Here is a 23,243-nt window from a genome sequence, read left to right on the forward strand (position 1 = left end):
AGTGGTGCTCCTCCGATGGTGGTCGTTACCTCTGGTCCCGCGCGACGGTGCCGCGGGTCTCGACGTCCTCGTCGAAGTGGGCCGCGACCTCGGGGGTCACGGGGCGGACACGCTGCGGGGCGGAGCCCGACCGCAGCGAGACGGTGGCGGCGATGCCGGTCGCGACGGCGTCGCGGGCCATCACCGGGGAGGTCGTGATGGGCGCGCCGTCGGCCACGAACCGCAGGAACTCGTCCACGGTGCGCCGGTCGGCGTCCTGGTGGCCCGGGCCGCCCGAGGCGATCGGGTACTCGACGTCGCCGCGCTCGGAGTACGACGTGCGGCGGTTCCACACCCGCACCGAGGCGCCGTCGCCGTCGCCGAAGTTCTCGAGCCGGCCGCGCGTGCCGATCACGGTGTAGTTGCGCCAGTAGTCCGGGGTGAAGTGGCACTGCTCGTAGCTGGCGAGCACGCCGTTCTCGAGCCGCATCAGCATCATCGACGTGTCCTCGACGTCGACCACCGGGTGCAGCCCCTTCTGCTCGAGCGGGGGCCAGTTGTCGGAGGAGAACCAGTCGGTCATGAGCTGGCCGGCGCGGTCCTCGCGGTCGTCGATGCGCCCGTAGACCTGCAGGTCGCCCATCCCGACGACCTCGCGCGTCGTCGAGCCGGCCAGCCAGTGGATGACGTCGATGTCGTGCACAGCCTTCTGCAGCAGCAGGCCCGTGCTGCGGGCCCGGTCGGCGTGCCAGTCCTTGAAGTAGTAGTCGCCGCCGTTGCCCACGAAGTGCCGGCACCACACGGCCTGCACGTCGCCGATCTCGCCGCGCGCGACGATGTCGCGCATCGTGCGGATCGCCGCCATGTGCCGCATGTTGTGGCCCACGTACAGCCGGGTGCCGGTCTCCGCCGCGGCGGCGAGCACGCGGTCGCAGTCGTCGGTGGTGGTGGCGAGCGGCTTCTCGAGGTAGACGGCGACGCCCGCGCGCAGCAGGTCCTCGGCGATGTCGGCGTGCGTGTCGTCCGGAGTGCAGACGATCGCCGCGTCCAGCGCGCGGCCGTCCTCGTCCGGTCGCAGCAGCTCCCCGCGGTCGGTGCTGAACGACGCCTCGGGCCCGAAGAGCTCGCGCGCGCGGCCCCGGCCCGCCGGGTCCACGTCGACGGCGGCGACGATGCGCGCGGGCACGCCGGTGCGCCCCACCCACTGCGCCAGGCGGGCGCGGGCGCCGACGCCCACCACCGCCACGCGCAGCGGCTCCCGCACGGAGACGGTCGCCGGTGCCGGCTCGTCCTCGGCCGCGATCGTCTCCTCGGCGGGAGGGGCCAGTGTCCGGGCGGCCTGGGCGAGCACCTCGGCCAACGAGGCCGCCGGGTCGGCGGCGTGCAGGGACGGGACGGCGATCTCGTCGCTGGCGAACACCGCCTCCGAGCCCACCTCGAGCGCGCGGACCAGCGCGCCCAGGGCCGCGCCGTCGGACGCGAACGCGGAGCTCACCAGCGGCGCCGCCGCCCGCGGGTGCACCAGGCGGTCGATCTCTGCCTGCAGGGGCGCCCGCAGCACGTCGCCCGCGCGGGACAGGCCGCCGCCGAGCACCACGTACTCGGGGTCCACCACCATGGCGAGCGTCGCGACCCCGGGCGCGACGCGGCGCACGTACTGCTCCAGCAGCGCCACGGCGGCGGGCTCGCCCGCCCTGGCCCGCAGCGCCACCTCCTCCGCTCCCCCGGCCCGCTCGATCTCGCCCAGCAGGCTGCCCTCGCACCACCCGTTCCACCCGGTCCAGGAGAGGTCGCCCACCTCGCCGGCCGCGAACCGGTTGCCGCGGTAGACCCGGCCGCCGAGGACGAGTGCCGAGCCCACGCGGTACCCGAGCTGCACAAGGACGACGTCGTCGGCGAGGCGCGCGGCACCCAGCGCGTGCTCGGCGAGGGCGGCCATGTTGATGTCGTTCTCGACGACCACCGGGTGGTCGCCGCCCGTGGAGAGCCGGGCGGCGAGGTTCACGCCGGTCCAGTCCGCGATCGGCAGGGACAGCCGCACCCGCTCGCCGTCGACGATGCCGGGCACCGCGGCCGCGACGGCGGCGAGGCGCGAGCGCGGCGCGTCGACGTGGTCGAGCAGCTCCCGCTGCACGGCCCGGGCGACCTCGAGCCGCTCCACGCCGTCGATCGGGGCGTCCACCGTGCGGCGCACGACCGAGCGGACCTGGCCCGCGAGGTCCGCGATCATCCCGGTCACCGAGTGCACGCCGAGGTCGAGCCCCACGACGTAGCGCGCGTCGGCCGCGAAGGCGAAGCGGCGCGCGGGGCGGCCCAGCGCGCCCTCCTCGGCGCCGTCCACCTCGAGGGCGAGGCCCTGCTCCACGAGCTCGGAGACGATCGACTCGACCGTGGGACGCGACAGCCCCGTGTCCTTGGCGAGCGCGGTCAGCGTGGTCGCGGGCGTGCCGCGCAGCACCTCGATGCAGCTCAACGTGTTGCGCCGGCGCACGTCCGTGACGCGCCGATCCTGTGCACCGATCCCGTGGCGGACCATGCGCCCTCCCGTCCGTGGGCACGCGGTGTGTTCTGGCGCACACCGTCGAGCAACTTCTGGAAGGTATCTTCATAAATGGCCACCCACAAGACCGTGTCCGAGGTGCCGCAGGTCAGATCCGTGCCACAGCCGCACCACCTCGCGGAATCCCTGCAAGGCAGACCGAACACCCGGAAGCCGGAAATTTACCTAGGCCGGCTTCGAAATCCCCGACGGGACGGTCGCGGGCGCCTCGGGGGCTCTCCCCAGGTCGGCGCGCGTCGCGGACGCCATAGGCTGACCGGGTGGTAGTCATCTCGGAGCTGCGGGCGTTGCTGCGCCTCGAAGGCTTCCGCAAGCTGTTCGCCGTCCGCCTCGTCTCGCAGGCGGGTGACGGCATGTTCCAGGTCGGCCTGGCGTCCCTGCTGTTCTTCTCCCCCGAGTCGCAGGGCACCGCCACCGCGATCGCGGGCGCGTTCGCGGTGATGCTCGCCCCGTTCACCATCGTCGGGCCGTTCGCGGGCGTGCTGCTGGACCGGTGGCAGCGCCGGCAGGTACTCGTCTGGGGCAACGCGGTGCGCGTGGTCCTCACGCTCGGGATGGCGGGTCTGATGCTCGCCGGCGGCGTCAGCGGCGGCATCTACGCCGTCGGGCTCGCCGCCCTGTCGGTCAACCGCTTCCTCCTGGCGGGCCTGTCCGCCGGGCTGCCGCGCGTCGTCGACGGGCCGCTGCTGCTCACGGCCAACTCGCTGTCCCCCACCCTCGGCGCGGGCGCCGCGTTCGTGGGCGGTGGCATCGGCTTCGTGCTCGGGCTCGCGTTCGAGCCCGGCCGCATCAAGGACTCCTCCGCCCTCGTGTGCGCGGCCCTCGTCTTCGCGGTCGCGGCGCTGCTCGCGACGCGCCTCGGCCGCACCCAGCTGGGGCCCGAGGCACCCGCCGAGGCGGACCTGCGCAGCGAGGTCGCCAAGGTGGCGCGCGGGCTGGCCGACGGCGCTCGCTACCTCGTCTCTCGCCGCACCCCCGGCCAGGCGCTGCTCGCCATGGCCGTGCACCGCTTCCTGTACGGCGTCGTCTTCATCGCCTCGATCCTCATCTCGCGCAACCTGCTCGACCCGGGGAGCCAGAACGCCGGGATGGGGACGTTCGCCGTCGTCATCGGCCTCACGGGCGCGGGCGGCGCCGTCGCGATGGTGCTCACGCCGATCCTCTCGCGCCGCACCGGCCCGCAGGGCTGGATCGCGGTGATGCTGCTGCTCGCCGCCGCGAGCCAGCTCCTGCTCGTCACGACGCCGGACCGCGCCGTCGTCTACACCGGCGCCGCGCTGCTCGGGCTGGCGGCGCAGGGCACCAAGATCGCGGTGGACACCATCATCCAGCGCGACACCGAGGACGAGGTCCGCGGCCGGGCGTTCGCGTTCTACGACGTGCTCTACAACGCCGCGTTCGTCGGCGCCGCCGCCCTGGCCGCCTTCACGCTGCCCGACACCGGCTGGTCGCGCGGCGTCTTCGTCGGCCTCGCCGTGGCGTACGTGCTGGCCGCCGTCCTCATGGCCACCCGCGGCGCGCGCACCGCGTCCGCCGCCCCGGCCCGCGTCGCGCGTGGGGGCTCCGAGGACGTCGCCACCCCAGCCTGACCCTCCCGGCCGCACAGAACCCGCACCCTGGGTGCCGACGAGTTCGGTCCGGAAAACAAGTCGTCACGCCAAGCGGGAATATCGCAGGATGGTTCGTGGTCGTACACAGTACGGTCACGCCTTCCGGCGACCGCACCGAGGGTGACCGCCCCCCGGGGTACGACCGACAACGACGACGTGCAGCGCCCGACCGGCGCTCGCCGTCGCCTGCCCTTCGCCGGGCTCCCCCGGCACCGACGCGAGCGGAGCACAAGCGTGCCAGCCCCCCGACCGACAGAGACCACCGTCCCCATCGCGAGCACCCCGGAGGCCACCCTGACGACTCCCGCGACCACCGAGGCCGAGACGACCGCCACCGGTACGCCGCGCGTCACGACCACCACGGCGCCTGCGCCCGAACGCCTGACGCGGCAGCAGTTCACCGTCATCGGACTCCTGCTGACGTCGGCGTTCGTCGTCATCCTCAACGAGACCACCATGGGCGTCGCGCTGCCGGCGGTGATGGACGACTTCGCGATCACCGAGTCGAGCGGGCAGTGGCTGACCACGGGGTTCCTGCTGACGATGGCGGTCGTGATCCCGACGACCGGGTGGCTCCTGCAGCGCCTCGGCACCCGGGGGGCGTTCATCCTGGCGATGTCGTTGTTCAGCGCGGGCACGCTCCTGGCCGCGCTCGCGCCTACGTTCGGCGTGCTCGTCGCGGCACGCGTCGTGCAGGCGACAGGCACCGCGATCATGATGCCGCTGCTCATGACCACCGTCATGAGCACGGTCCCCCACCACCGCCGCGGCCGCGTCATGGGCAACGTCTCGATGGTCATCGCCGTCGCGCCCGCGCTCGGCCCCACCATGTCCGGCACCGTCGTCACGGCCCTCGGCTGGCGCGAGGTGTTCTGGATCGTCCTGCCCATCGCGCTGCTGGCCCTGGCGCTCGGGGCGCTCCTCGTGCGGGACGTGGCCGACCGGGCTCGCAACCGGCTCGACCCGGTGTCCCTGGTGCTCTCGGTGGGCGCGTTCGGCGGCCTGGTCTACGGGCTCTCCGCGCTCGGCGAGTCCGCGGGGCACGCGATGGCGGTGCCGCCGGCGGTGCCGCTCGTCGCCGGCGCGGCGTTCCTCGCACTCTTCGTGTGGCGTCAGCTCGTGCTCCAGCGCACCGATGCCGCCCTGCTCGACCTCCGCGTCTTCCGGGCGCCGGGCTTCAGCGTCGGCCTGGCGGTGATGGCCGTGAGCATGATCGCGATGTTCGGCATGATCATCGGGTTGCCGCTCGTGCTGCAGCGGGCGATGGGTCTGTCGCCCGTGACCAGCGGCCTCCTCATGCTGCCGGGCGGGCTGGCGATGGGCGTGCTCGGCCCGGTGGTCGGGCGCCTCTACGACCGGCTCGGGCCGCGCCCGCTGGTCCTTCCCGGCGTCGCCGCCGTGGGCGTCGCGATGGTGCTCTTCGCGGCACTGACGCCGACCTCGCCGCTGTGGCTCGTGCTGGTGGGCCACATGGTCCTGAGCATCGGGCTGGCGTTCATCTTCACCCCGACGTTCACGTCGGCGCTCGGTGGCCTCACGCCGTCGATGTACTCGCACGGGTCCGCGGCGGTCGCCACGATCCAGCAGCTCGCGGGCGCCGCCGGCACCGCGCTCTTCGTCGCGCTGCTGACCCTGCGGTCGGTGACGCTGCTCGACGGCGGCGCCTCGCAGGCCGAGGCCACCGCAGGCGGGGCGCAGCTCGCGTTCACGGTCGGCGCGGTCACCGTGGTCGCCGCGCTCCTGGTGGCCACCCGGCTGCGCAGGACGGACGCACCCGAGGGTGCGCCCGTCGGCCACTGACCGCGATCTCGCTGGTTGAGCCTGTCGAGACTCCCGCTGGTTGAGCCTGTCGAAACCCGCTGGTTGAGCCTGTCGAAACCCGGTTTCGACAGGCTCAACCAGCGAATGGCCGGCTCAACCAGCGAATGGCCGGCTCAACCAGCGGACGGCCGGGTCAACCAGCAGCCGCCGGCTCACGCGAGGCGACCCGGAACGCCGGCGCGAGGGCGACCACGCCCAGCGCCAGGAGCGCCGGCACGGCGAACGCGAGGCGCAGGCTCGTCAGCTCGGCGACGCCGCCGATCAGTCCCGCCCCGACCACGAAGCCCACGTAGTTGAAGAGGTTGACCCGCGCCACGGCCACGCCCGTACCGTCCGGGTCGAGGCGACCGGCCACCGAGAACGACAGCGGCACCACGACGCTCAGCCCCAGGCCGGTCAGCGCGAAGCCCAGCACGGCCACCCACGCGGAGGGGGCGAGCGTCACGGCCGCGAGACCCGCCGTCCCGACGATCCCGCCGGCGGCCACGGGCACCACGGGACCGAATCGGTTGACCTGACGGTCGGCCGCGAGGCGGCCCACGAGTTGGCAGGCCAGGTAGGCCGCCAGGCCGAGCGGCGCGACGTTCGCCGCCCCGCCCAGGGCGTCCTCGATGTACTTGGTCGACCAGTTCGACGTCGCCGAGTCGGCGACGTAGACGATGGTCACCGCGAGGCCCACGAGCACCAGCGGCCCCCAGGGCGGGCGCGCCGCGCCCTTCGTCTCTCCCGCCGTCGGACCCGTTGCCGGACCCGCTGCCGCCCGTGACGCAGCCTCCGTGCCCACGACGAGTGAGGGGCTCCCCGCGGCGACCAGGCCCGGCACGGCCCCGCCGACGCCCGCTGCCGGTGTCCCGCGTCCCGCCAGCGCCGTCGCAGAAAGGTCCACAGCCACGCCGACAGCGGCCACCAGCCCCAGGCCCCCCGCGAGCGACCAGCCCGCCGAGTGGGCCAGCACGGCGGCGAGCGAGCCGAGGATGCCGCCCACGCTCCACGCGCCGTGGAACGAGTTGAGCAAGCTCCGGCCGTACCGCTGCTCGGCCTCGACGCCCTGCATGTTCATGGTGGCGTCCACCAGGCCGAGCAGCAGCCCCACCACCGCGACCGTCGGATACAGGACGGTGACGGTCGGCGCCAGGCCCGCGCCGAGCACGGCCACCGCCACCAGCGGGCCGCACACCCGCAGCAGCCGGGCGCTGCCCACCCGCGGGGCCAGCGCCCCCGCGAGCACGCTGCCGACCCCGGCCACCACCGGCACCACCAGGAGGATCAGGGTCAGGGTGCCGTCGGAGATCCCCAGCTCGTCCTGCAGCGTCGGCACCTGCGCGAGGAGCCCCGCGAAGCACATGCCCTGCACCAGGTAGAACGCGGACACGACGAGGCGCGCCGCCCGCCGGTCGGCCCGGCCGCCCGTCGTGTCGCCCGCCGTGGCGCCCGCACCGGGCGCCCTCGTGGAACCGCTCATGTCCCGCCTCCGCTCAGCGACGCGGCGGGCCCGCCGTCCGGCCGGGGCGTCAGGTCACGCCTGGCGGTCGGCCCACCAGGCTCGCAGCTCCTGCTCCGCGCGCTCCTCGCCGAGCGGGCCGTGCTCCATCCGCAGGGCGAGCAGGTGCTTGTACGCCTGCCCGACGGCGGGTCCCGGCGCGATGCCGAGGATAGCCATGATCTGCGTCCCGTCCAGGTCCGGGCGGATCGCGTCGATCTCCTCCGCCTCTCGCAGCCGCGAGATCCGCTCCTCCAGATCGGTGTACGAGTCCGCAAGCCGCTGCGCCTTGCGCCTGTTGCGGGTGGTGGAGTCGGCGCGCGTCAGTCGGTGCAGCCGCTCCAGCAGCGGCCCAGCGTCGGTGACGTACCGGCGCACCGCGGAGTCGGTCCACTGGGCGTGCTGCCCTGGGCCTGTCGAAGGGTCGCCGTAGCCGTGGAAGCGCAGGTGCAGCTCGACGAGCCGCGCCACGTCCTTGACCACCTGCTTCTCGTACTTCAGCGCGCGCAGCCGCTTCGCCGCGAGCTTGGCCCCGACCACCTCATGGTGGTGGAAGCTCACGCCGCCGCCCGGCTCGAAGCGCCGCGTGGCGGGCTTGCCGATGTCGTGCAGCAGGGAGGCCAGGCGCAGCACCAGGTCAGGCGCGGGCACCGGGCCGTCGGGCCCCGTCTCCTGCGCGATCGCCTGCTCCAGCACCGTGAGGGAGTGCTGGTAGACGTCCTTGTGCCGGTGGTGCTCGTCGATCTCCAGCCGCAGCGCGGGCAGCTCGGGCAGCACGTGGTCGGCCAGGCCCGTGTCGACCAGCACCTCGAGGCCGGCCCGCGGCCGATCGCTCAGCAGCAGCTTGGAGAGCTCGGCCTGCACCCGCTCCGCCGACACGATCTCGATGCGGCCCGCCATGTCGACGATTGCCGCGCGCGTGGCCGGCTCGACGGCGAAGCCGAGCTGGGCGGCGAACCGCGCGGCGCGCATCATCCGCAGCGGGTCGTCGTCGAACGACCGCTCCGGCGCGATCGGGGTGCGCAGCACGCGGCGGGCGAGGTCGCTCAGCCCGTCGAACGGGTCGACGAACGTGAGATCTGGCAGCCGCACCGCCATCGCGTTCACCGTGAGGTCGCGCCGCGACAGGTCGCCGTCGAGCGTGTCCCCGAACGCCACGACGGGCTTCCGGGAGGCGGGGTCGTACTCGTCGCTGCGGTAGGTCGTGACCTCGACGACGACATCCCCGCCGTCGGGACCTCCGCGCCCGGAGCGCGCGAACCGGCGCGCACCGATGGTGCCGAACTCCTTGCCGATGTCCCAGTGCGCGTCACCCCAGCGCGCCAGCAGCGCCTGCGTCTCGTCCGGCGTGGCGGACGTCGCGAAGTCGAGGTCGTTGCTCGGGCGGCCCAGGAAGGCGTCGCGCACGGGACCGCCGACGAGCGCGAGCTCGTGCCCGGCGTCGCGGAACACCTCGCCCAGCTCAACGGCGGCGGGGGCCGTCTCGGTCAGCATGGCGAGGGCGCGGCGCAGCAGTGCTGCGGGGGCCGGGGGCTCAGGGGTCGACACGGCGTCCCATACTCCCAGATCCTGCCCGTCCGCGCGCCGGGGACTGGGCGGGAGGGCGAGCGCTTCTCGGTAGGGTGGGCGCATGTCATACCCGGCACCGGTTCCCGGCCCCCGGCGCGGGCGCCCGGCCGCGGGAGTCCCCGTGCCACCGGGTGGGCACCCGCTCAAGGTCGACCCCGCACGGCTCGCCGGACCGCGCGGTGCGACGAGGCCTGCCGTCGTCGGCGTCGCGCCGTCGGGCACCACCACGCACCTGCCGGTGGTCGAGGAGACCTCGGCGGGCGGGCTCGTGGTGCGGCTCGCCCCGGGCGGCCCGCAGGCCGCCGTCATCGTGCGGCGCAACCGCGGCGGCAGGCTCGAGTGGTGCCTGCCCAAGGGGCACCTCGAGGGCGAGGAGACCCCGGAGCAGGCCGCGGTACGGGAGATCCGCGAGGAGACGGGCATCCTCGGCACCGTCCGCACCCGGCTGGGCGTCATCGACTACTGGTTCAGCGGCGAGGACCACCGCGTGCACAAGGTGGTGCACCACTTCCTGCTACGCGCGGAGGGTGGCACGATCACGGCGGCCGGCGACCCCGACGGGGAGGCGGAGGACGCGCTGTGGATCCCCTTCGAGCAGCTGACCGACCGGCTCTCGTACCCCAACGAGCAGCGGCTCGCGGTCGCCGCCCAGCACGTGCTGCGCCGCACCCCCGGCGTGCTCGGGCACGCACGCGATGACACCGACGACACCGACGGCGGCTCCCGCCCTGGACCCGTCGAGTGAGGCCCGCCGCGTGACCACCTCCCGATCCACGGGTGCCCTCGCCGCACTCGCCGTTCCGTCCGCGCGCCTGGCCCGGCTCCTCGCCGTCGTCGTGCTGCTCGCGGGCGTCCTCACGATGATCGCGCAGGTGGTCGTCCCGGCCGGCCACGCGGCCGCGGCGACCCTCCCGTCCGCGCGCCAGGACGGCGCGGTGACGCTCGAGCTCGTGGGCTCGACACCGTCCGTCGCGCGGCCTGGCGACACGGTGACGCTCACCGTCCAGGTCACCAACGGCACGGACGCGGCCGTCGACGGTGCCCAGCTCGGCCTGGGGGTGTCGTGGCGACCCCTCACGTCGCGGGAGGCCCTTGCCGAGTGGGTCGACGGCGACAGCGGGCCCGCCCCGAACCAGCTCACCGAGCCCGTCGACCGGCTCGCCCCCGGCAGGTCCGAGCGGGTGCGCCTCGACCTCGACGTCGACAACCTCGGGCTCGCGGCGGACGCGCCCTGGGGCCCCCGCGAGATGTCCGTGGCGGTGACGCAGGGCGGCGCGCACCTCGACGTGCTCCACACGTTCCTGCTGTTCGCCCCGGACGACACCGACCCGGAGCCCGTGTCGGTGAGCGCGGTCGCGCCCGTCACCGGCCCGGAGCCCGACCCCCTCGACCCCGACGCGTACGCCGCCCAGCTCGCCACCCGCACCGCGGCCGACGGGCGGCTCGGTCGCCTGCTCGACGCCGCGGCGTCCACCGCCGACTCGCCAGGTCTGTCCCTCGCCGTCGATCCGGCGCTCGTGGTCGCGGCGGAGTCCGCCGAGGACACCGACACGCAGGCCTGGGCCGCGCGGCTCACCGGCCGCCCGGCGGGGTCCCAGGACGCGGACCACGACACGGCCGAGGACGAGGACGCGATCGAGACGATGGGCGCGGCGAGCACCGCCGCGGCCGCCAGACCGGCGGCCGACGTCGCCGTCCTGCCCGGCTTCGACCCCGACCTCGCCGCGGTCGCGCACGCCGACCCGTCGCGAGCGGACGTCGCCGCCGCGACCAGCGGGGAGTCCGCGCTGGGCGCGGCGTGGGAACGCCCGGAGGGCTGGGACCTCACCCTCGGGTGGCCGCAGGGCCTGCCTGACGGCGCGACGATGGCCACCGCCCGGGACGCCTCCGTCGACCAGGTGCTGGTCCCGGAGGGCCTCGCGCCAGAGGACGAGTACGTCCCCACGTCGGCCCGCACCGCCGTCGAGACGTCCTCAGGCAAGGTCTCGGCGCTCGTCGCGGACGCCGGGCTGTCCCGCGCCTTCGCCTCCCTGACGGACGGTGACGACGCACCGACCAGCGCCGAGGCGGCGCAGCGCGTGCTCGCCGACACCGCGCTCCTCGCAGCGCAGCAGGAGGCTGCCGGCGGCGAGGGGTTACACGTGCTCGCGGCGCTCTCCCGGAGCTGGTCGCCGGACCCGGAGCTGGTCGCCCAGGTGCTCCGCGCCCTCGACGACGTCCCGTGGGCCGACGTCGTCCCGCTCTCGGAGACGGTCGCCGCCCCCGCGTCGCGGGTCGATCGCGACAGCCTCCCCCGCGACCGCACGGTCGACACCGAGCTCGCCCCCGAGTCCGTGCGCAGGCTGCTGGACGCCCACAGCTCCGTCGCCGCGTTCTCGACCGTGGCGGCCGATCCGGTCGAGCTGAGCGGCGACGTCGACCAGGACCTCCTCGCCCCCCTCGCCGTCGCCGGGCGGGCCGAGCCCGAGGTGCGGGCCGCCGCCGTGGACTTCGCGGTGGAGCAGGCGCGCGAGCTCCGACAGGGGATCACCGTCGCCGACCGCTCCGACGTCACCCTCGTGAGCGACACCGGCAAGCTGCCGGTGATGGTCGGCAACGGCCTCCCGGTCGACGCCACCGTCACCGTGGTGCTGCGCCCCGACGACCCGCGTCTCGTCGTCGAGTCGCGGCCCACCGTCGTCGTCCCGGCCGGCACGTCCACGAACGTGCACGTGCCCGTCCGCGCGATCGGCTCGGGCGACGTCGAGCTCCAGGTCGAGGTGCTCGCGCCCAGCGGCTCGGTCGTGAGCGGGCCCACCAGCTTCGCGGTGCGCGTCCGCGCCGGGTGGGAGACCGTCGGCACCGCCGTGGTCGCCGCGGCGGTCGCCCTGCTCTTCCTCGGGGGGATCTGGCGTACCGTGCGTCGCGGCCGGTCTTCCGCGCGAACCACCGACGAAGGTGTCGCCGAGGCCGTCGACCCGCTCCACCGCGACGACGCCCCTGATCCCCCCGACGAGGCGCCCGACGACGAGCCCGGTGCCGGCACCCCGCCCGACGCCGATCGCACCATCAGTCCGCACCCCGCCAAGGCCACGGAGACCGACGCCCCATGACCTCCGATTTCCCCGCCCCCCCCGACGACGGCGGGCCAGAGCGACCCGTGGGCGGCGCGCCGCACGGCGCCGCCGGTGGCTTGCCCGGTGGCTTGCCCGACGGCTCGCCCGACGGTGCGTCCGCCGCCCCCGCCAGGGACTCTGCCGGTGACTCTGCCGGCGACTCGGAGCCTGTCGGCGGGGTGCGGCGCACGAGCCTCGGCCGCGGCTCGCTGGTCATGACGCTGGGCACCGTCGCGTCGCGCGCCTCCGGCCTGATCCGGGCGATGCTGCTGGTCGCGTGCGTCGGTGCGGTGGGTACGGTCGCGGACGCGTTCGACATCGCGAACAAGCTGCCGAACATGCTGTTCGCGCTCATCTCGGCCGGCGTGCTGCAGGCGGTGCTGATCCCCCAGATCCTCCGCGCGATGAACGCCCGCGACGCGCGCGTGCGGCTCGACAAGCTCCTCACCCTCTCCGGCCTGGGCCTGCTGCTCCTCACCGGCGTCCTCGTCGTCGCGGCCCCGCTCATCATCTGGCTCTCCACCCTCAGCGGGGCCTGGGACGCGGACGAGCGCCATCTCGCCGTCGTGTTCGCGTACTGGTGCATCCCCCAGGTCTTCTTCTACGGCCTGTACATGCTGCTCGGCCAGGTGCTCAATGCCCAGGGTCGCTTCGGCGCGTACGGCGCCGCCCCGGTCGCGAACAACGTCGTGTCGCTCCTCGGCTTCGGTGCCTTCCTCGTCGTCTGGGGCACGGCGCCCGACCGCGGCATCTCCGACCTGTCGAGCTGGTCGACCGGCCAGACGGTTCTGCTCGCCGGCACGGCGACCGTCGGCATCGCGGCGCAGGCGTTCGTGCTGTTCGTCGCGCTGCGCCGCACCGGGTTCCGCTGGCGGTTCCGGCTGGGGCTGCGGGGCATCGGGCTGCGGGCCGCCGGGACGGTCGTCGGCTGGACCATCGGAGCCGTGGCGCTGGAGCAGATGGGGGTCCTCTTCCTCACCAACGTCCTCGGTGCCGCCGGCCAGACCGGCAGCAACCTCGACCAGGTGTTCGCCGGGAACGCCGCGTATACCAACGCGATGACGATCTACCTGCTCCCCCACTCCCTCGTCGTGGTCTCCATCGTCACGGTGCTGTTCCCGCGCATGACGGCGGCCGTGCAGGCCGGCGACATCCCCGGGGTGCGCCGGGACATGTCGCTCGGAATGCGGTCGGCCGGCGTCTTCTCGGTGTTCTCCGCAGCCGTCCTGATCGTCCTCGCCGTCCCCCTGACGGCGTCGCTGCTGCCGACCCTCGGCGCCGACGGGGTCGCCGCCGTCGCGCCGATCATCCAGGCGATGGCGATCGGCATCGTCGCCCTCGGCGCCACCGTGCTGGTGCGACGCATGTACTTCGCCTTCGAGGACGGCCGGAGCATCTTCGGCATCCAGGTCATCGCGACGGTCTCGATGGTGGCCGCGCTGTGGATCGCGATCCAGCTGCTGCCGGCCTCGTGGTGGGCCGTCGCCGCCGGCGGCGCGTACGCGCTGTCCACCTGGATCTCCCTGCTTCTGCGCGTGCGCGGCATGCACCGCAAGCTGCACGGTCTGGACGGTCGGCGCGTCATGCGGCTGTACGTCCGCGCCTCGATCGGCGCGGTCGTGGCCGGCCTGCTCGGGTGGCTGACGATCCGCCTGCTCGACGGCTTCGTGGTCACCTCCTGGGGGCACTCGGTGCTGGTCACGACCGTCGCGGGCGTCGTCATGCTGCTGGGGTACGTCCTCGCGCTCAAGGTGCTGCACGTCCGCGAGCTCGACGACGCGCTCGCTCCCGTCCTCCGGCGGCTCAAGCGATGATGACGCGCCCGTGCCCGGGTCGGGCGAGTTCGGTGAGGGCCCTGCGGGCGCGCCCTTGCGCCACCGCGTCCAAGGCACCCACCCGCCCGTACCATGGTCCGGTGGACCGGAGGACACCCTCCCCCCGAACCCCCACTGAGGAGTCCAGGTGAGCACCGCCCATCCCGGGACCGTCATGGTCGATCGCTATCGGCTCGTGCAGCCCGCAGCCACCGACCTCGTAGCAGCCGAGGCGTGGGAGGCGCACGACCAGATCCTGGACCGTCCGGTCCGGGTGACGTTCATCGACGGGCCGTACGCCTCGTCCGCGCTCGACGCGGCGCGTCGCGCCGCGCTCGTGGCCGACCCCCGGCTGTCGCGCGTGCTCGACGTCGGCGCCACCGACCTCGGTCAGGGCCCGCGCAGCTACATCATCAGCGAGCCGTTCCGCGGGTCGTCGCTCACGGAGATCGTCTCCGGCGGACTGGTCGACGCCCAGCAGGCGCGCGCCGTCGTCGGCGAGGCCGCGGCTGCCCTCGAGGCCGCCGGGCAGCGCGGCGTCCACCACCTCGCGCTCCGCCCGGAGGCCGTCCGGGTGGACGGGCACCGGGTGGTCGTCACCGGCCTGGGGATCGACGCCGCGCTCGCCGGCGTGGACGGCGACCGGGCGAGCGCCGGCGGTCCGGACGCCGCGGCGGCCGACGCCCGCGACCTCGTGGCGCTGGCCTACTACGCCCTCACGGCGCGGTGGCCGGGCGACAGCCTCGACGAGCCGTGGGTCACCTCCGACACCGTGCGCCCGCTGCCCGCGCAGACCGACGCGAACGGCGTCGTCCCCGTCTCCGCACTCGTGCCGCACGTGGACCAGGAGATCGACACGCTGGTGCGCCGCACCTTCGGCAATGACTCGCCCGACGCCCCGGCCGGGCCGGGCGACGTCGTCGCCGCGCTGGCCCCGTGGGGCGAGGTGTCGGTGGTCGCCGCTCTCCCCCAGTTCGTCCAGCCGTCGACAGAACCGCCGGTGCGCTCCTCCGTGCTGGGCACGGTCGGGGCGGGCGCCGGGCTGCCGGGTACGCCGCCGCCCGCCGCGCCGGTCCGCCGGCCCTCCAGCGGGCGCATCGCCCGGTCCGCCCTGGGCGGGGCGGCCGCGGGAGGCTTCGCCGGAGCCGCCGCCGCAGGTCAGCCCGCCGGTGCTGCTCCCGCGCAGTCCACCCAGGCCACCCCTCCCGTCGCGGCCCCCACGGCCGCACACTCACCGGTCCCGCCGCCCCCGGGCCCCTCCACCTCGGCGATGTCGCCGGTGCCCCAGGGCGCTCAGGCGGCCGGCCAGACGCAGGCGTACGGTGCCCCCGCGCAGGGGTACGGCGCCGCCCCGGCGGGCTACGCCACCCAGCAGTACAACGGTGCGCCGCCCGCAGATCCCCGGACGTCGCACTCGCCCGTCCCTCCGCCCCCGGGCGGCAACGGTGGCGAACCGCGCACCGACACCGGTGGGTTCGCGTCCAGCCCGGCCCCCAAGCGCAAGGGCGTCAACCCGACGCCGATCGTCCTCGGGCTGGTCGTCGTGCTGGTCCTCGCCGGCGCCGTGTGGGCCGTGTCGCGCGCGATCTCGCCGATCGGCACAACCACCGCGGCGACCTCCCCTCCCGCGGAGCAGGCCGGGGGTGGCGGCGGTGGCGAGGAGCCCAGCGACGGCGAGTCCACGCCCGAGGAAACCCCGGAAGTCCGGCCCGTCATCGCGACCGGTGACCAGCTCGACCCCGGGGGCGACGGGCAGCACCCGGAGGCGGTCGACCTCGCCTACGACGGCGACCCGTCGACGTTCTGGTACACGCAGTGGTTCAACGAGCCCAACTTCTCCGGCCTGCGGGAGGGGATCGGGTACGTCATCGAGCTGGAGGAGCCCGCTCCCGTCACCTCGATCACGCTGAACACGAACTCGTCCGGTGGCCACGTCGAGGTGCGAGCCACCTCGCGCGACGAGCCCAGCGGGGGCAAGGTGCTCGCCGAGGGGTCGTTCGACTCCGAGACGACGCTCGACCTGTCGGAGGAGACCGTGGCCGACACGTTCGTCCTGTGGATCACCGAGCTCCCGCGGACCAGCGACAAGAACTACCTCGAGCTCAACGAGATCGTCGTGTCGTGAACGTTCCCGGCCGACCACACCGTGGTCGGCCGGGAACACCAGGCCCCCTCGAGGTGTTGACCGCGATGGCGCCCCAGGACGCAGACGGACCCGCAGACGACCAGGAGAAGACGTGACCGATCAGCCGACCATCACCACAGGTGAGGCCCCCGTGCACGACATCGTCATCGTCGGTTCGGGTCCCGCCGGCTATACCGCGGCCATATACGCCGCGCGCGCCGGCCTGGCACCCGTCGTCGTCGCCGGCTCCGTCACCGCCGGCGGCGCACTGATGAACACCACCGAGGTCGAGAACTTCCCCGGCTTCCCCACCGCCATCCAGGGCCCCGACCTCATGGAAGCCATGCGCGAACAGGCCGAGAACTTCGGCGCCAAGGTGCTGTGGGACGACGCCGAACAGGTCGACCTCACCGGCGACATCAAGACCATCGTCACCGGCAGCGGCGAGACCTACAAGGCCCGCGCCGTCATCCTCGCCACCGGCTCCGCCTACCGCGAACTCGGCCTACCCGAAGAGAAGCAACTCTCCGGACGCGGCGTCTCCTGGTGCGCCACCTGCGACGGCTTCTTCTTCCGCGACCAACACATCACCGTCATCGGCGGCGGCGACTCCGCGATGGAAGAAGCCACCTTCCTGACCCGCTTCGCGTCCAAGGTCACCGTCGTACACCGCCGCGACTCCCTGCGCGCCTCCAAGATCATGGCCGACCGTGCCCAGGCCAACCCCAAGATCGAGTTCGCCTGGAACAGCGAAGTCGCTGCCATCCACGGCGAAAACAAGGTCACCGGCATCACCCTGCGCGACACCCACACCGCCGCGACGCGCGAGCTCGACGCGACCGGCCTGTTCGTCGCCATCGGGCACGACCCCCGCACCGACCTCGTCAAGGGCCAGATCGACCTTGACGACGAGGGCTACATCCTCGTCGAGGGCCGCACCACCCGCACCAACCAGCCCGGCGTCTTCGCCTGCGGCGACGCCGTCGACCACACCTACCGCCAGGCCATCACCGCCGCCGGCTCCGGCTGCGCCGCCGCCCTCGACGCCCAGGCCTACCTCACCGAGGTCGCCGACGCCGAGGGCAAGCAGGCCCTCGCCGGCACCCCCGCGGCCCCGAACCCGGACGGTCTGCCGGCAGCCCTCGACGGCCCGCTCGACCCCGTCTCCCTCTGACCCACTCCCCCACTTCGACCGAAGGAGCGACACATGGCTACCGTCGCCGTCACCGACGACACGTTCAAGACCGAGGTCCTCGAGTCCGACGTCCCGGTTCTGGTCGACTTCTGGGCGACCTGGTGCGGCCCCTGCCGCATGGTCGCGCCGATCCTCGAGGAGCTCTCGGACGAGTACGAGGGCAAGGTCAAGATCGTCAAGCTCGACACCGACGCCAACCAGGCCACCACCATGGCGTACGGCATCACCTCGATCCCCACGCTCAACGTCTACTCCGGCGGCGAGCTCGTGAAGACGGTCATCGGTGCGCGCCCCAAGAAGGCACTCCAGGAGGAGATCGACGCGGTCCTCGCGCCGAGCGCCTGACACCTCCTGCGCGTCGGCCGGGTCTGTTTCACGTGAAACAGACCCGGCCTTCGAGCTGTGCACGCCCGGACGCAACCGACACCCCGGACGGTCGCCCGCTGGAGCCGTGACGGCGTCCTCCGAGGCGTCGCCCAGGGCCACCGGCGTACGCCGAGGCCAGCTGCCCTCCCCCGTCCGGCACGGCCTCCGCGTAGATTCCGAGATGTCGGAAATGGCCGGCACGGCGTGAATGTCGAGGCCCGCCTCCGGACGTCAGGTCGTGGCGCCGGTTCTGCTCGTGTCACATGACGAACGGTCGAGACGAGATGCTCCGATCTGCCGGGACGACCTGCCGACGACTCGTCCTTCGACGGCGCTCCCCCCGCTCAGCACCGCGTCCTCCTTTGCCAGCGGAGCCCCCGCTTGGAACGATCGTTCGGACTGCAGCCTGTTTCACGTGAAACATGGGCAACCCCGCCCTCGAAGACCGTCGGTGCACAGTCGTCGACACAAGAGTGGGCGCCATCCTCAGGATGGCGCCCGCTCTCGCGGTAGTGCGGCTCGTCAGGAACGCAGCAGGCCCGGGTCCCCCGGAGCCATCACCCCGAGGATGCGGTTGAGGTCCTCGACCGACGCGAACTCGACCGTCATGCGGCCCTTCGTCTTCCCGATGCTCACCTTCACCCGCGTCTCGAAGTGGTCGGCCAACCGCACGGCGAGGTCGTCCATCGCCTCGCTCCGCTGCCCGGCTCGAGGGCCTCTCCGTGCGGGCGCCTCACCATCGCCACTGGTCAGCAGCGTGGCGATCTCCTCAGTCGCACGGACCGAGAGCCCCTCCGACACGATCCGCTGTGCAAGCCGCTCGATCTCGGCGCCATCGGTCAGGGACAGAAGGGCGCGTGCGTGTCCGGCCGAAAGGACCCCCGCGGCCACCCGCCGCTGCACCAGAGGAGGCAGCTTGAGCAGGCGAAGGGTGTTCGAGATCTGCGGCCTCGACCGCGCGATCCGGGTGGCGAGCTCCTCGTGCGTGCAGCCAAAGTCGTCCAGCAGCTGCCGGTATGCCGCCGCCTCTTCGAGCGGGTTCAGGGCGGCGCGGTGCAGGTTCTCCAGCAGCGCATCGCGCAGCATGTCCCCATCGTCGGTCTCGCGCACGATGGCCGGGATCGTGTCGAGGCCAGCCGCCTGCGTCGCACGCCAGCGACGCTCGCCCATGATCAGCTCGTACCGGTCCGCGTCGTCGGCGTCCGGCCGCACGACGATCGGCTGCAGCACGCCGATCTCGCTGATCGAGGCGATCAGCTCATCGAGCTCACCGTCGTCGAACACCGCTCGCGGCTGCCAGTTGTTTGGACGGATCGCCTCGACAGGAATCTCGGCGAAGCGCGCCCCCGGCACCGGCCTGAGCCCCGTTTCACGTGAAACAACGTCGCCGCCGTCCGCGGGTTCACCGGTGCCCACGGTCGAGGTCGCCCCGCGGCCCTCGGTGTCGTCCCCCGTCTGCTGTTCCCGGACCGCCGTCGGGGGGTCGCCGGGCTCCGCCAGGTCTGCCACCTCGATGCTGGTGATCAGGCCCATCGAGAGTCCGTCGGCCCCGAGTGTCTCGGCAGTCGAAGCATCCTCGATCGTGTCGGCCGGGACGTCGCCCGTCGGGCGCTCGTCCGTAAGGAGCGCCGCGACCACCCCGTTCGACTCGACGGCGTCCGACCCGTTCGTCTCGCCGTCATCCCTCGCCACGGCGTCGCTTCCGGTGCGAATGCTCAGGCGGCCACCGGCGATCGCCGAGTCCCAGGACGCCGTCCGTCGGCTGGTGCGACCCGCGGCGTCGTTCGCATCCGACGGACCCGAGCGGTCATCTTCGCTGGTCAGAGCGGCTGACGAGCCGCCCCACGGGCCAGGCTCGCGCGCGTCGCCGGGCGGGAAGAACACATCGACCGGTCGATCGCTCTCCGGTCCTGACGGGATCAGAGCACCGAGACCCCGGCCCAGACCACGCTTCTTCTGACTCATGCTCCTGCCTCCTGCAGCATCGGGCCCCGCGCTCCCCGTGTCGTCGTCACCTTCGCCACCCCGCCGGGGTCGCGGTTAGCATCCCACGGCCAGGCACACTCTTCGGTGGTGCGCCTCGCCGATCCGTGGATACTCGTCGCGCGGGTGTTCCCCGCCTCATCCGGCGCTCTACCCGAGGTCAGCACGCCGAGGAGCTCGCTCCGCGAGCTCTCGCGCGGCCTCGAGATACGCGAGCGACCCGGTGGATCCCGGGTCGTACGTCATGACGGTCTGGGCATGACTTGGCGCCTCGGAGATCCGCACGGATCTGGGCACGCTCGTGCGCAACGTCTGGTCGGGGAAGTGTTCCCGCACCTCCGCGGCCACCTGCTGCGCAAGGTTCGTCCTGCCGTCGTACATGGTCAGCAGGATCGTCGAGACGCGCAGATCCGGATTCAGATGCGCCTTGATCAGCTCGATCGTCTTCAGCAGCTGACTCAGCCCCTCGAGCGCGTAGTACTCGCACTGGATCGGGATGAGCACCTCGCGCCCCACGACGAAGGCGTTCACCGTGAGCAGCCCGAGGCTCGGCGGGCAGTCGACGAAGACGTAGTCGATCCGCTCCTCGCCCTTGGCGTCACGGTCGGCGAGGTAGGCGTCGAGCGCGCGCCGCAACCGTGTTTCACGTGAAACAAGGGAGACGAGCTCGATCTCCGCCCCCGAGAGATCGATCGTGGCCGGAACTCCGAACAAGCCCGGGACCGTCGGGCACTCCTGCACGGTGTTCGCCAGGGGCTCGCCCTCCACGAGGACCTCGTAGATCGAGGGGGTACCCGCGCGATGCTCGATGCCGAGAGCCGTGGAGGCATTGCCCTGCGGGTCGTTGTCGATCACCAGGACCCTGAGCCCGGCCTGCGCCAGGCCCGCCGCCAGGTTGACGGTGGTGGTCGTCTTCCCGACGCCGCCCTTCTGATTGGCCACGGTGATGATCCGCGTGCGCTCCGGCCGGGCGAACTGCCGGCCCTGCAGCTCGATCCGACGACGGGAGTCGATCGCCAGCTGCGCCGCGAGCGGCGTCGACTCGTCCGCGACCGGTACCGAGGCGACGAGCGCGGCGCGGTGTCCGTCGAGTCCGGAAGGGAGGCCGCCATGCGCCCACGCTAGCTCCGGAGCTGTTTCACGTGAAACGTGCGGTTCGCCCGTCCCGGTCCCGCCGTGCTGGGGGACGTCGTCGACGTGCTCCGTACTCGTGCTCACGTGCCACTCCTCCGGTTCGTCACAAAGACTGTGCACGAGCCCGCGGCATGAACCATGACGCCGCGGTCAGGTGCTCCGCGCTCACTCTACGGCCTCGTCTACCCGCGTCGATGTCGAAACTCCGGCCTGCTGGGATCCGGGTCCGCCGGGATCCCGTGTGCCTCTCCCGCCGAACTTTCCGGCAGGTCAGCCGCGCCGAATCCGCAGGATGGTGGTGGGCTCGACGCCCTCGACGGTCCGGCCCTCGAGGATCTCTGGCTCGGCGGTCTTGAAGCTCCGCAGCACCTTGCGCGCCGGCTCGATCTCACGGTCGACGTTGCGTCCCTTCAGCACGATCATGGCCCCGCCCTTGCGGGCCAGAGGCAGACTCATGCGCGCCAGCTTGTTCAGTGCGGCGACCGCACGGGACGTCACGACGTCTACCTCGAACGCGTCGTGGTACTCCTCGGCGCGCCCCCGGTTGATCGTCACGTTGTCGAGGGAGAGGTCGTCGACGATCTCCTGCAGCCACGTGGTGCGCCGCTCCATGGGCTCGATCAGCTGGAACTCGACGTCAGGCCGCTGAATGGCGAGCACCAAGCCGGGCAGCCCTGCCCCGGATCCGATGTCTGCCACGGAGGTAGCCCCGCCGAGGTAGGGGGTGACGGCGGCGGAGTTCAGGAGGTGCCGCTCCCACAGGCGAGACACCTCGCGCGGCCCGATCAGGCCACGGATCTCACCCTCGGTGCGCAGCCTCTCGGCGAACCGAGAGACGAGTGCGTAGCGCTCTCCGAAGTATGCCCGCACCGACGCATCGCGTCCGAGGGCCTCGTCGTCCGCGCCACCAGCTCCCGGCGCGTCGTCCTGTGCCATCTCGCACACTCCCCTCTCTCAGTCATCTCATGACGAGAGCCCGTTGTTTCACGTGAAACAACGGGCTCTCGGATCCGCCATCAGGAGGCCGGTTCGTCACCCTCGGGCGCCGCCGGCTGCACCACGACGTACCGCGAAGGCTCGACGCCACGGGAGTCGCTGACCAGCCCAGCGGCCGCCACCACATCGTGCACCACCTTGCGCTCGAAGGCGTTCAGCGGGTCGAGCTCCACCTCCCGGCCGGACTCACGAACCTCTCGGACCGCCCGTTCCGCCAGCACGGTCAGCTCATCGCGTCGGCCGGCGCGGAAGCCTCCGATGTCGAGCATCAGGCGGCTCCTCTCACCGGTACGGGCCTGCACGGCGAGCCGCGTCAGCTCTTGGAGGGCCTCGAGAACTTCCCCGTCCCGGCCCACGAGCGAGGAGAGGTCCTCCCCCTCCTCGGCCACGACCTCGACGGCCGCCCGGTCGTGGCGGATGTCCAGGTCGATGTCGCCGTCCAGGTCAGCGATGTCGAGGAACTCCTCCAGGTAGTCGGCCGCGATCTCGCCTTCCTCCTCGAGCCGGGCCGTCCGGTTCTGTCCCTGCTCCAGCGGCGTGTCCGTGGTCATCTGTGGTGACGTCCTCTCGCTACTCAGCCGCGCTTCTGGCGGTTCTTGCGCTTGGGCTGCTCCCGCTGCCCGCGCGGCAACTCCGGCTCCGGGTCAGGAGCGGCCTCGATGGCGCCCTTCGCGGCAGCCTTGCGGGCCTGCCTCTCCTTGAGCATGCGCTCCGCCTCGGAGCCCGGAGCGGGCATCTTCTTGATCGTGTAGAACTGCTGACCCATCGACCACAGGTTCGAGATCACCCAGTAGATCAGCACGCCGACCGGGAAGTTGATGCCCGAGATCAGGAAGATCACCGGGAGGATGTACAGCATCATCTTCTGCGTGCTGGCCATCGGCCCCTCGAGGGCGGCCTTCGGCATGTTCTTCATGGTCAGCTGGCGCTGCGTGAAGAACATCGTGGCGCTCATGACGATGATCAGCGCGATCACGACGACCCGCGCCGTCATGTCGTCCGTCGTGCGGAAGACGTCGGAGAGCTGCGCGCCGAACAGGGACGACGACTCGATGTCCCGGGCGACGTGCTGGTCGATCGGCCCGATCGGGTCATGGGTGCCGTTGGCGATGCCGACCAGGTTGTTGAGCACGCGGAACAGCGCGAAGAAGATCGGCGACTGCAGCAGAATCGGCAGGCAGGACGCCATCGGGTTGGTGCCGTGCTTGCGGTAGAGCTCCATCGTCTCGCGACCCATCGCCTCCCGAGACGCGGGGTCCGTCTTGCCCTTGTACTTCTTCTGGACGGCCTGCAGCTCCGGCTGCATGATCTGCATGCCGCGCGACGCCTTGATCTGCTTGAAGAACAGCGGGATCAGCGCGATACGGATCACGACCGTGAGCGCGACGATCGACAGCACCCACGCGAGGCCGGCCCCGTCCTGCATGCCGAGTGTCGTGAGGACGGTGTGTGACCCGTACATGATCCAGGCCACGACCCACTGAATGGGGAAGAGGATGGTGTCGATCATCCCGAT

16 protein-coding genes are annotated in these 23,243 nt (G+C 72.7%); 8 read left to right on the forward strand and 8 right to left on the reverse strand.

The window, feature by feature from the left end; all coding sequences use genetic code 11:
* Window positions 1–25 precede the first annotated feature (25 nt).
* Window positions 26–2,515, reverse strand: a complete 2,490-nt coding sequence (locus AC1C2W_RS16985; protein WP_495413783.1) for an ROK family protein — start codon at window positions 2,513–2,515, stop codon at window positions 26–28.
* Window positions 2,516–2,799: 284 nt separating this feature from the next.
* On the opposite strand from AC1C2W_RS16985, the gene AC1C2W_RS16990 reads away from it, so the two are divergent.
* Window positions 2,800–4,128 carry an MFS transporter gene (locus AC1C2W_RS16990; RefSeq protein ID WP_495390815.1) on the forward strand — a complete coding sequence of 443 codons (1,329 nt, stop codon included), beginning with the start codon at window positions 2,800–2,802 and terminating at the stop codon, window positions 4,126–4,128.
* Between the two features lie 255 nt (window positions 4,129–4,383).
* The gene (locus tag AC1C2W_RS16995; RefSeq protein ID WP_495413784.1) at window positions 4,384–5,949 is read left to right on the forward strand and encodes an MDR family MFS transporter; all 1,566 of its coding nucleotides are present in this window, start codon (window positions 4,384–4,386) and stop codon (window positions 5,947–5,949) included.
* A 154-nt stretch (window positions 5,950–6,103) separates the two neighbouring features.
* Here AC1C2W_RS16995 and AC1C2W_RS17000 read toward each other — a convergent pair whose 3' ends face one another.
* Both AC1C2W_RS17000 and AC1C2W_RS17005 read right to left on the reverse strand, forming a co-directional pair.
* Window positions 6,104–7,432, reverse strand: a complete 1,329-nt coding sequence (locus AC1C2W_RS17000; protein WP_495413785.1) for an MFS transporter — start codon at window positions 7,430–7,432, stop codon at window positions 6,104–6,106.
* Between the two features lie 54 nt (window positions 7,433–7,486).
* Complete coding sequence (locus AC1C2W_RS17005; protein ID WP_495390880.1) at window positions 7,487–8,944, reverse strand: CCA tRNA nucleotidyltransferase; 1,458 nt, start codon at window positions 8,942–8,944, stop codon at window positions 7,487–7,489.
* A gap of 136 nt (window positions 8,945–9,080) precedes the next feature.
* Here AC1C2W_RS17005 and AC1C2W_RS17010 point away from each other — a divergent pair, with 136 nt between their 5' ends.
* The 6 genes from AC1C2W_RS17010 to trxA all read left to right on the forward strand — a co-directional run bounded on the left by AC1C2W_RS17010 (window position 9,081) and on the right by trxA (window position 17,593).
* On the forward strand, window positions 9,081–9,764 hold the full coding sequence (locus tag AC1C2W_RS17010; protein ID WP_495390812.1) for an NUDIX hydrolase: 684 nt from the start codon (window positions 9,081–9,083) through the stop codon (window positions 9,762–9,764).
* 10 nt (window positions 9,765–9,774) lie between these two features.
* Window positions 9,775–12,111 carry a DUF6049 family protein gene (locus tag AC1C2W_RS17015; protein WP_495413786.1) on the forward strand — a complete coding sequence of 779 codons (2,337 nt, stop codon included), beginning with the start codon at window positions 9,775–9,777 and terminating at the stop codon, window positions 12,109–12,111.
* Window positions 12,108–13,928 carry a murein biosynthesis integral membrane protein MurJ gene (murJ, locus tag AC1C2W_RS17020; RefSeq protein WP_495413787.1) on the forward strand — a complete coding sequence of 607 codons (1,821 nt, stop codon included), beginning with the start codon at window positions 12,108–12,110 and terminating at the stop codon, window positions 13,926–13,928. The genes AC1C2W_RS17015 and murJ overlap by 4 nt, the downstream gene beginning before the upstream one ends.
* A gap of 148 nt (window positions 13,929–14,076) precedes the next feature.
* Window positions 14,077–16,053: a protein kinase family protein gene (locus AC1C2W_RS17025; protein ID WP_495390809.1), complete on the forward strand. Its 1,977-nt coding sequence runs from the start codon at window positions 14,077–14,079 to the stop codon at window positions 16,051–16,053.
* Window positions 16,054–16,165: 112 nt separating this feature from the next.
* On the forward strand, window positions 16,166–17,227 hold the full coding sequence (gene trxB, locus AC1C2W_RS17030) for a thioredoxin-disulfide reductase (protein ID WP_495413788.1): 1,062 nt from the start codon (window positions 16,166–16,168) through the stop codon (window positions 17,225–17,227).
* Between the two features lie 33 nt (window positions 17,228–17,260).
* Window positions 17,261–17,593, forward strand: coding sequence for a thioredoxin (gene trxA / locus AC1C2W_RS17035; protein ID WP_495390807.1), 333 nt, complete (start codon window positions 17,261–17,263; stop codon window positions 17,591–17,593).
* 543 nt (window positions 17,594–18,136) lie between these two features.
* On the opposite strand, the gene AC1C2W_RS17040 is transcribed toward trxA, so the two are convergent.
* The 5 genes from AC1C2W_RS17040 to yidC form a co-directional block, all read right to left on the reverse strand.
* A complete protein-coding gene (locus AC1C2W_RS17040) occupies window positions 18,137–19,579 on the reverse strand; it encodes a ParB/RepB/Spo0J family partition protein (RefSeq protein ID WP_495413789.1) in 1,443 nt (480 codons plus the stop codon).
* Between the two features lie 168 nt (window positions 19,580–19,747).
* Window positions 19,748–20,815 (reverse strand): ParA family protein, encoded by a 1,068-nt coding sequence (locus tag AC1C2W_RS17045; RefSeq protein ID WP_495390805.1) that lies wholly within the window; start codon window positions 20,813–20,815, stop codon window positions 19,748–19,750.
* A gap of 186 nt (window positions 20,816–21,001) precedes the next feature.
* On the reverse strand, window positions 21,002–21,667 hold the full coding sequence (gene rsmG, locus AC1C2W_RS17050; protein ID WP_495413790.1) for a 16S rRNA (guanine(527)-N(7))-methyltransferase RsmG: 666 nt from the start codon (window positions 21,665–21,667) through the stop codon (window positions 21,002–21,004).
* An 80-nt stretch (window positions 21,668–21,747) separates the two neighbouring features.
* On the reverse strand, window positions 21,748–22,278 hold the full coding sequence (locus AC1C2W_RS17055; protein WP_495390803.1) for a Jag family protein: 531 nt from the start codon (window positions 22,276–22,278) through the stop codon (window positions 21,748–21,750).
* Window positions 22,279–22,301: 23 nt separating this feature from the next.
* Window positions 22,302–23,237 (reverse strand): membrane protein insertase YidC, encoded by a 936-nt coding sequence (gene yidC, locus AC1C2W_RS17060; protein WP_495390802.1) that lies wholly within the window; start codon window positions 23,235–23,237, stop codon window positions 22,302–22,304.
* Window positions 23,238–23,243: the final 6 nt, after the last annotated feature.

This window comes from Isoptericola sp. Y581, assembly GCF_059445475.1.

What these genes read in the sequence shown, in the direction of transcription:
- AC1C2W_RS16985 (WP_495413783.1), bottom strand. Translation starts at nt 2,515, where the DNA reads ATGGTCCGCCACGGGATCGGTGCACAGGATCGGCGCGTCACGGACGTG.
- AC1C2W_RS17000 (WP_495413785.1), bottom strand. Translation starts at nt 7,432, where the DNA reads ATGAGCGGTTCCACGAGGGCGCCCGGTGCGGGCGCCACGGCGGGCGAC.
- AC1C2W_RS17005 (WP_495390880.1), bottom strand. Translation starts at nt 8,944, where the DNA reads ATGCTGACCGAGACGGCCCCCGCCGCCGTTGAGCTGGGCGAGGTGTTC.
- AC1C2W_RS17010 (WP_495390812.1), top strand. Translation starts at nt 9,081, where the DNA reads ATGTCATACCCGGCACCGGTTCCCGGCCCCCGGCGCGGGCGCCCGGCC.
- murJ (WP_495413787.1), top strand. Translation starts at nt 12,108, where the DNA reads ATGACCTCCGATTTCCCCGCCCCCCCCGACGACGGCGGGCCAGAGCGA.
- trxA (WP_495390807.1), top strand. Translation starts at nt 17,261, where the DNA reads ATGGCTACCGTCGCCGTCACCGACGACACGTTCAAGACCGAGGTCCTC.
- AC1C2W_RS17040 (WP_495413789.1), bottom strand. Translation starts at nt 19,579, where the DNA reads ATGAGTCAGAAGAAGCGTGGTCTGGGCCGGGGTCTCGGTGCTCTGATC.
- rsmG (WP_495413790.1), bottom strand. Translation starts at nt 21,667, where the DNA reads ATGGCACAGGACGACGCGCCGGGAGCTGGTGGCGCGGACGACGAGGCC.
- AC1C2W_RS17055 (WP_495390803.1), bottom strand. Translation starts at nt 22,278, where the DNA reads ATGACCACGGACACGCCGCTGGAGCAGGGACAGAACCGGACGGCCCGG.
- yidC (WP_495390802.1), bottom strand. Translation starts at nt 23,237, where the DNA reads ATGATCGACACCATCCTCTTCCCCATTCAGTGGGTCGTGGCCTGGATC.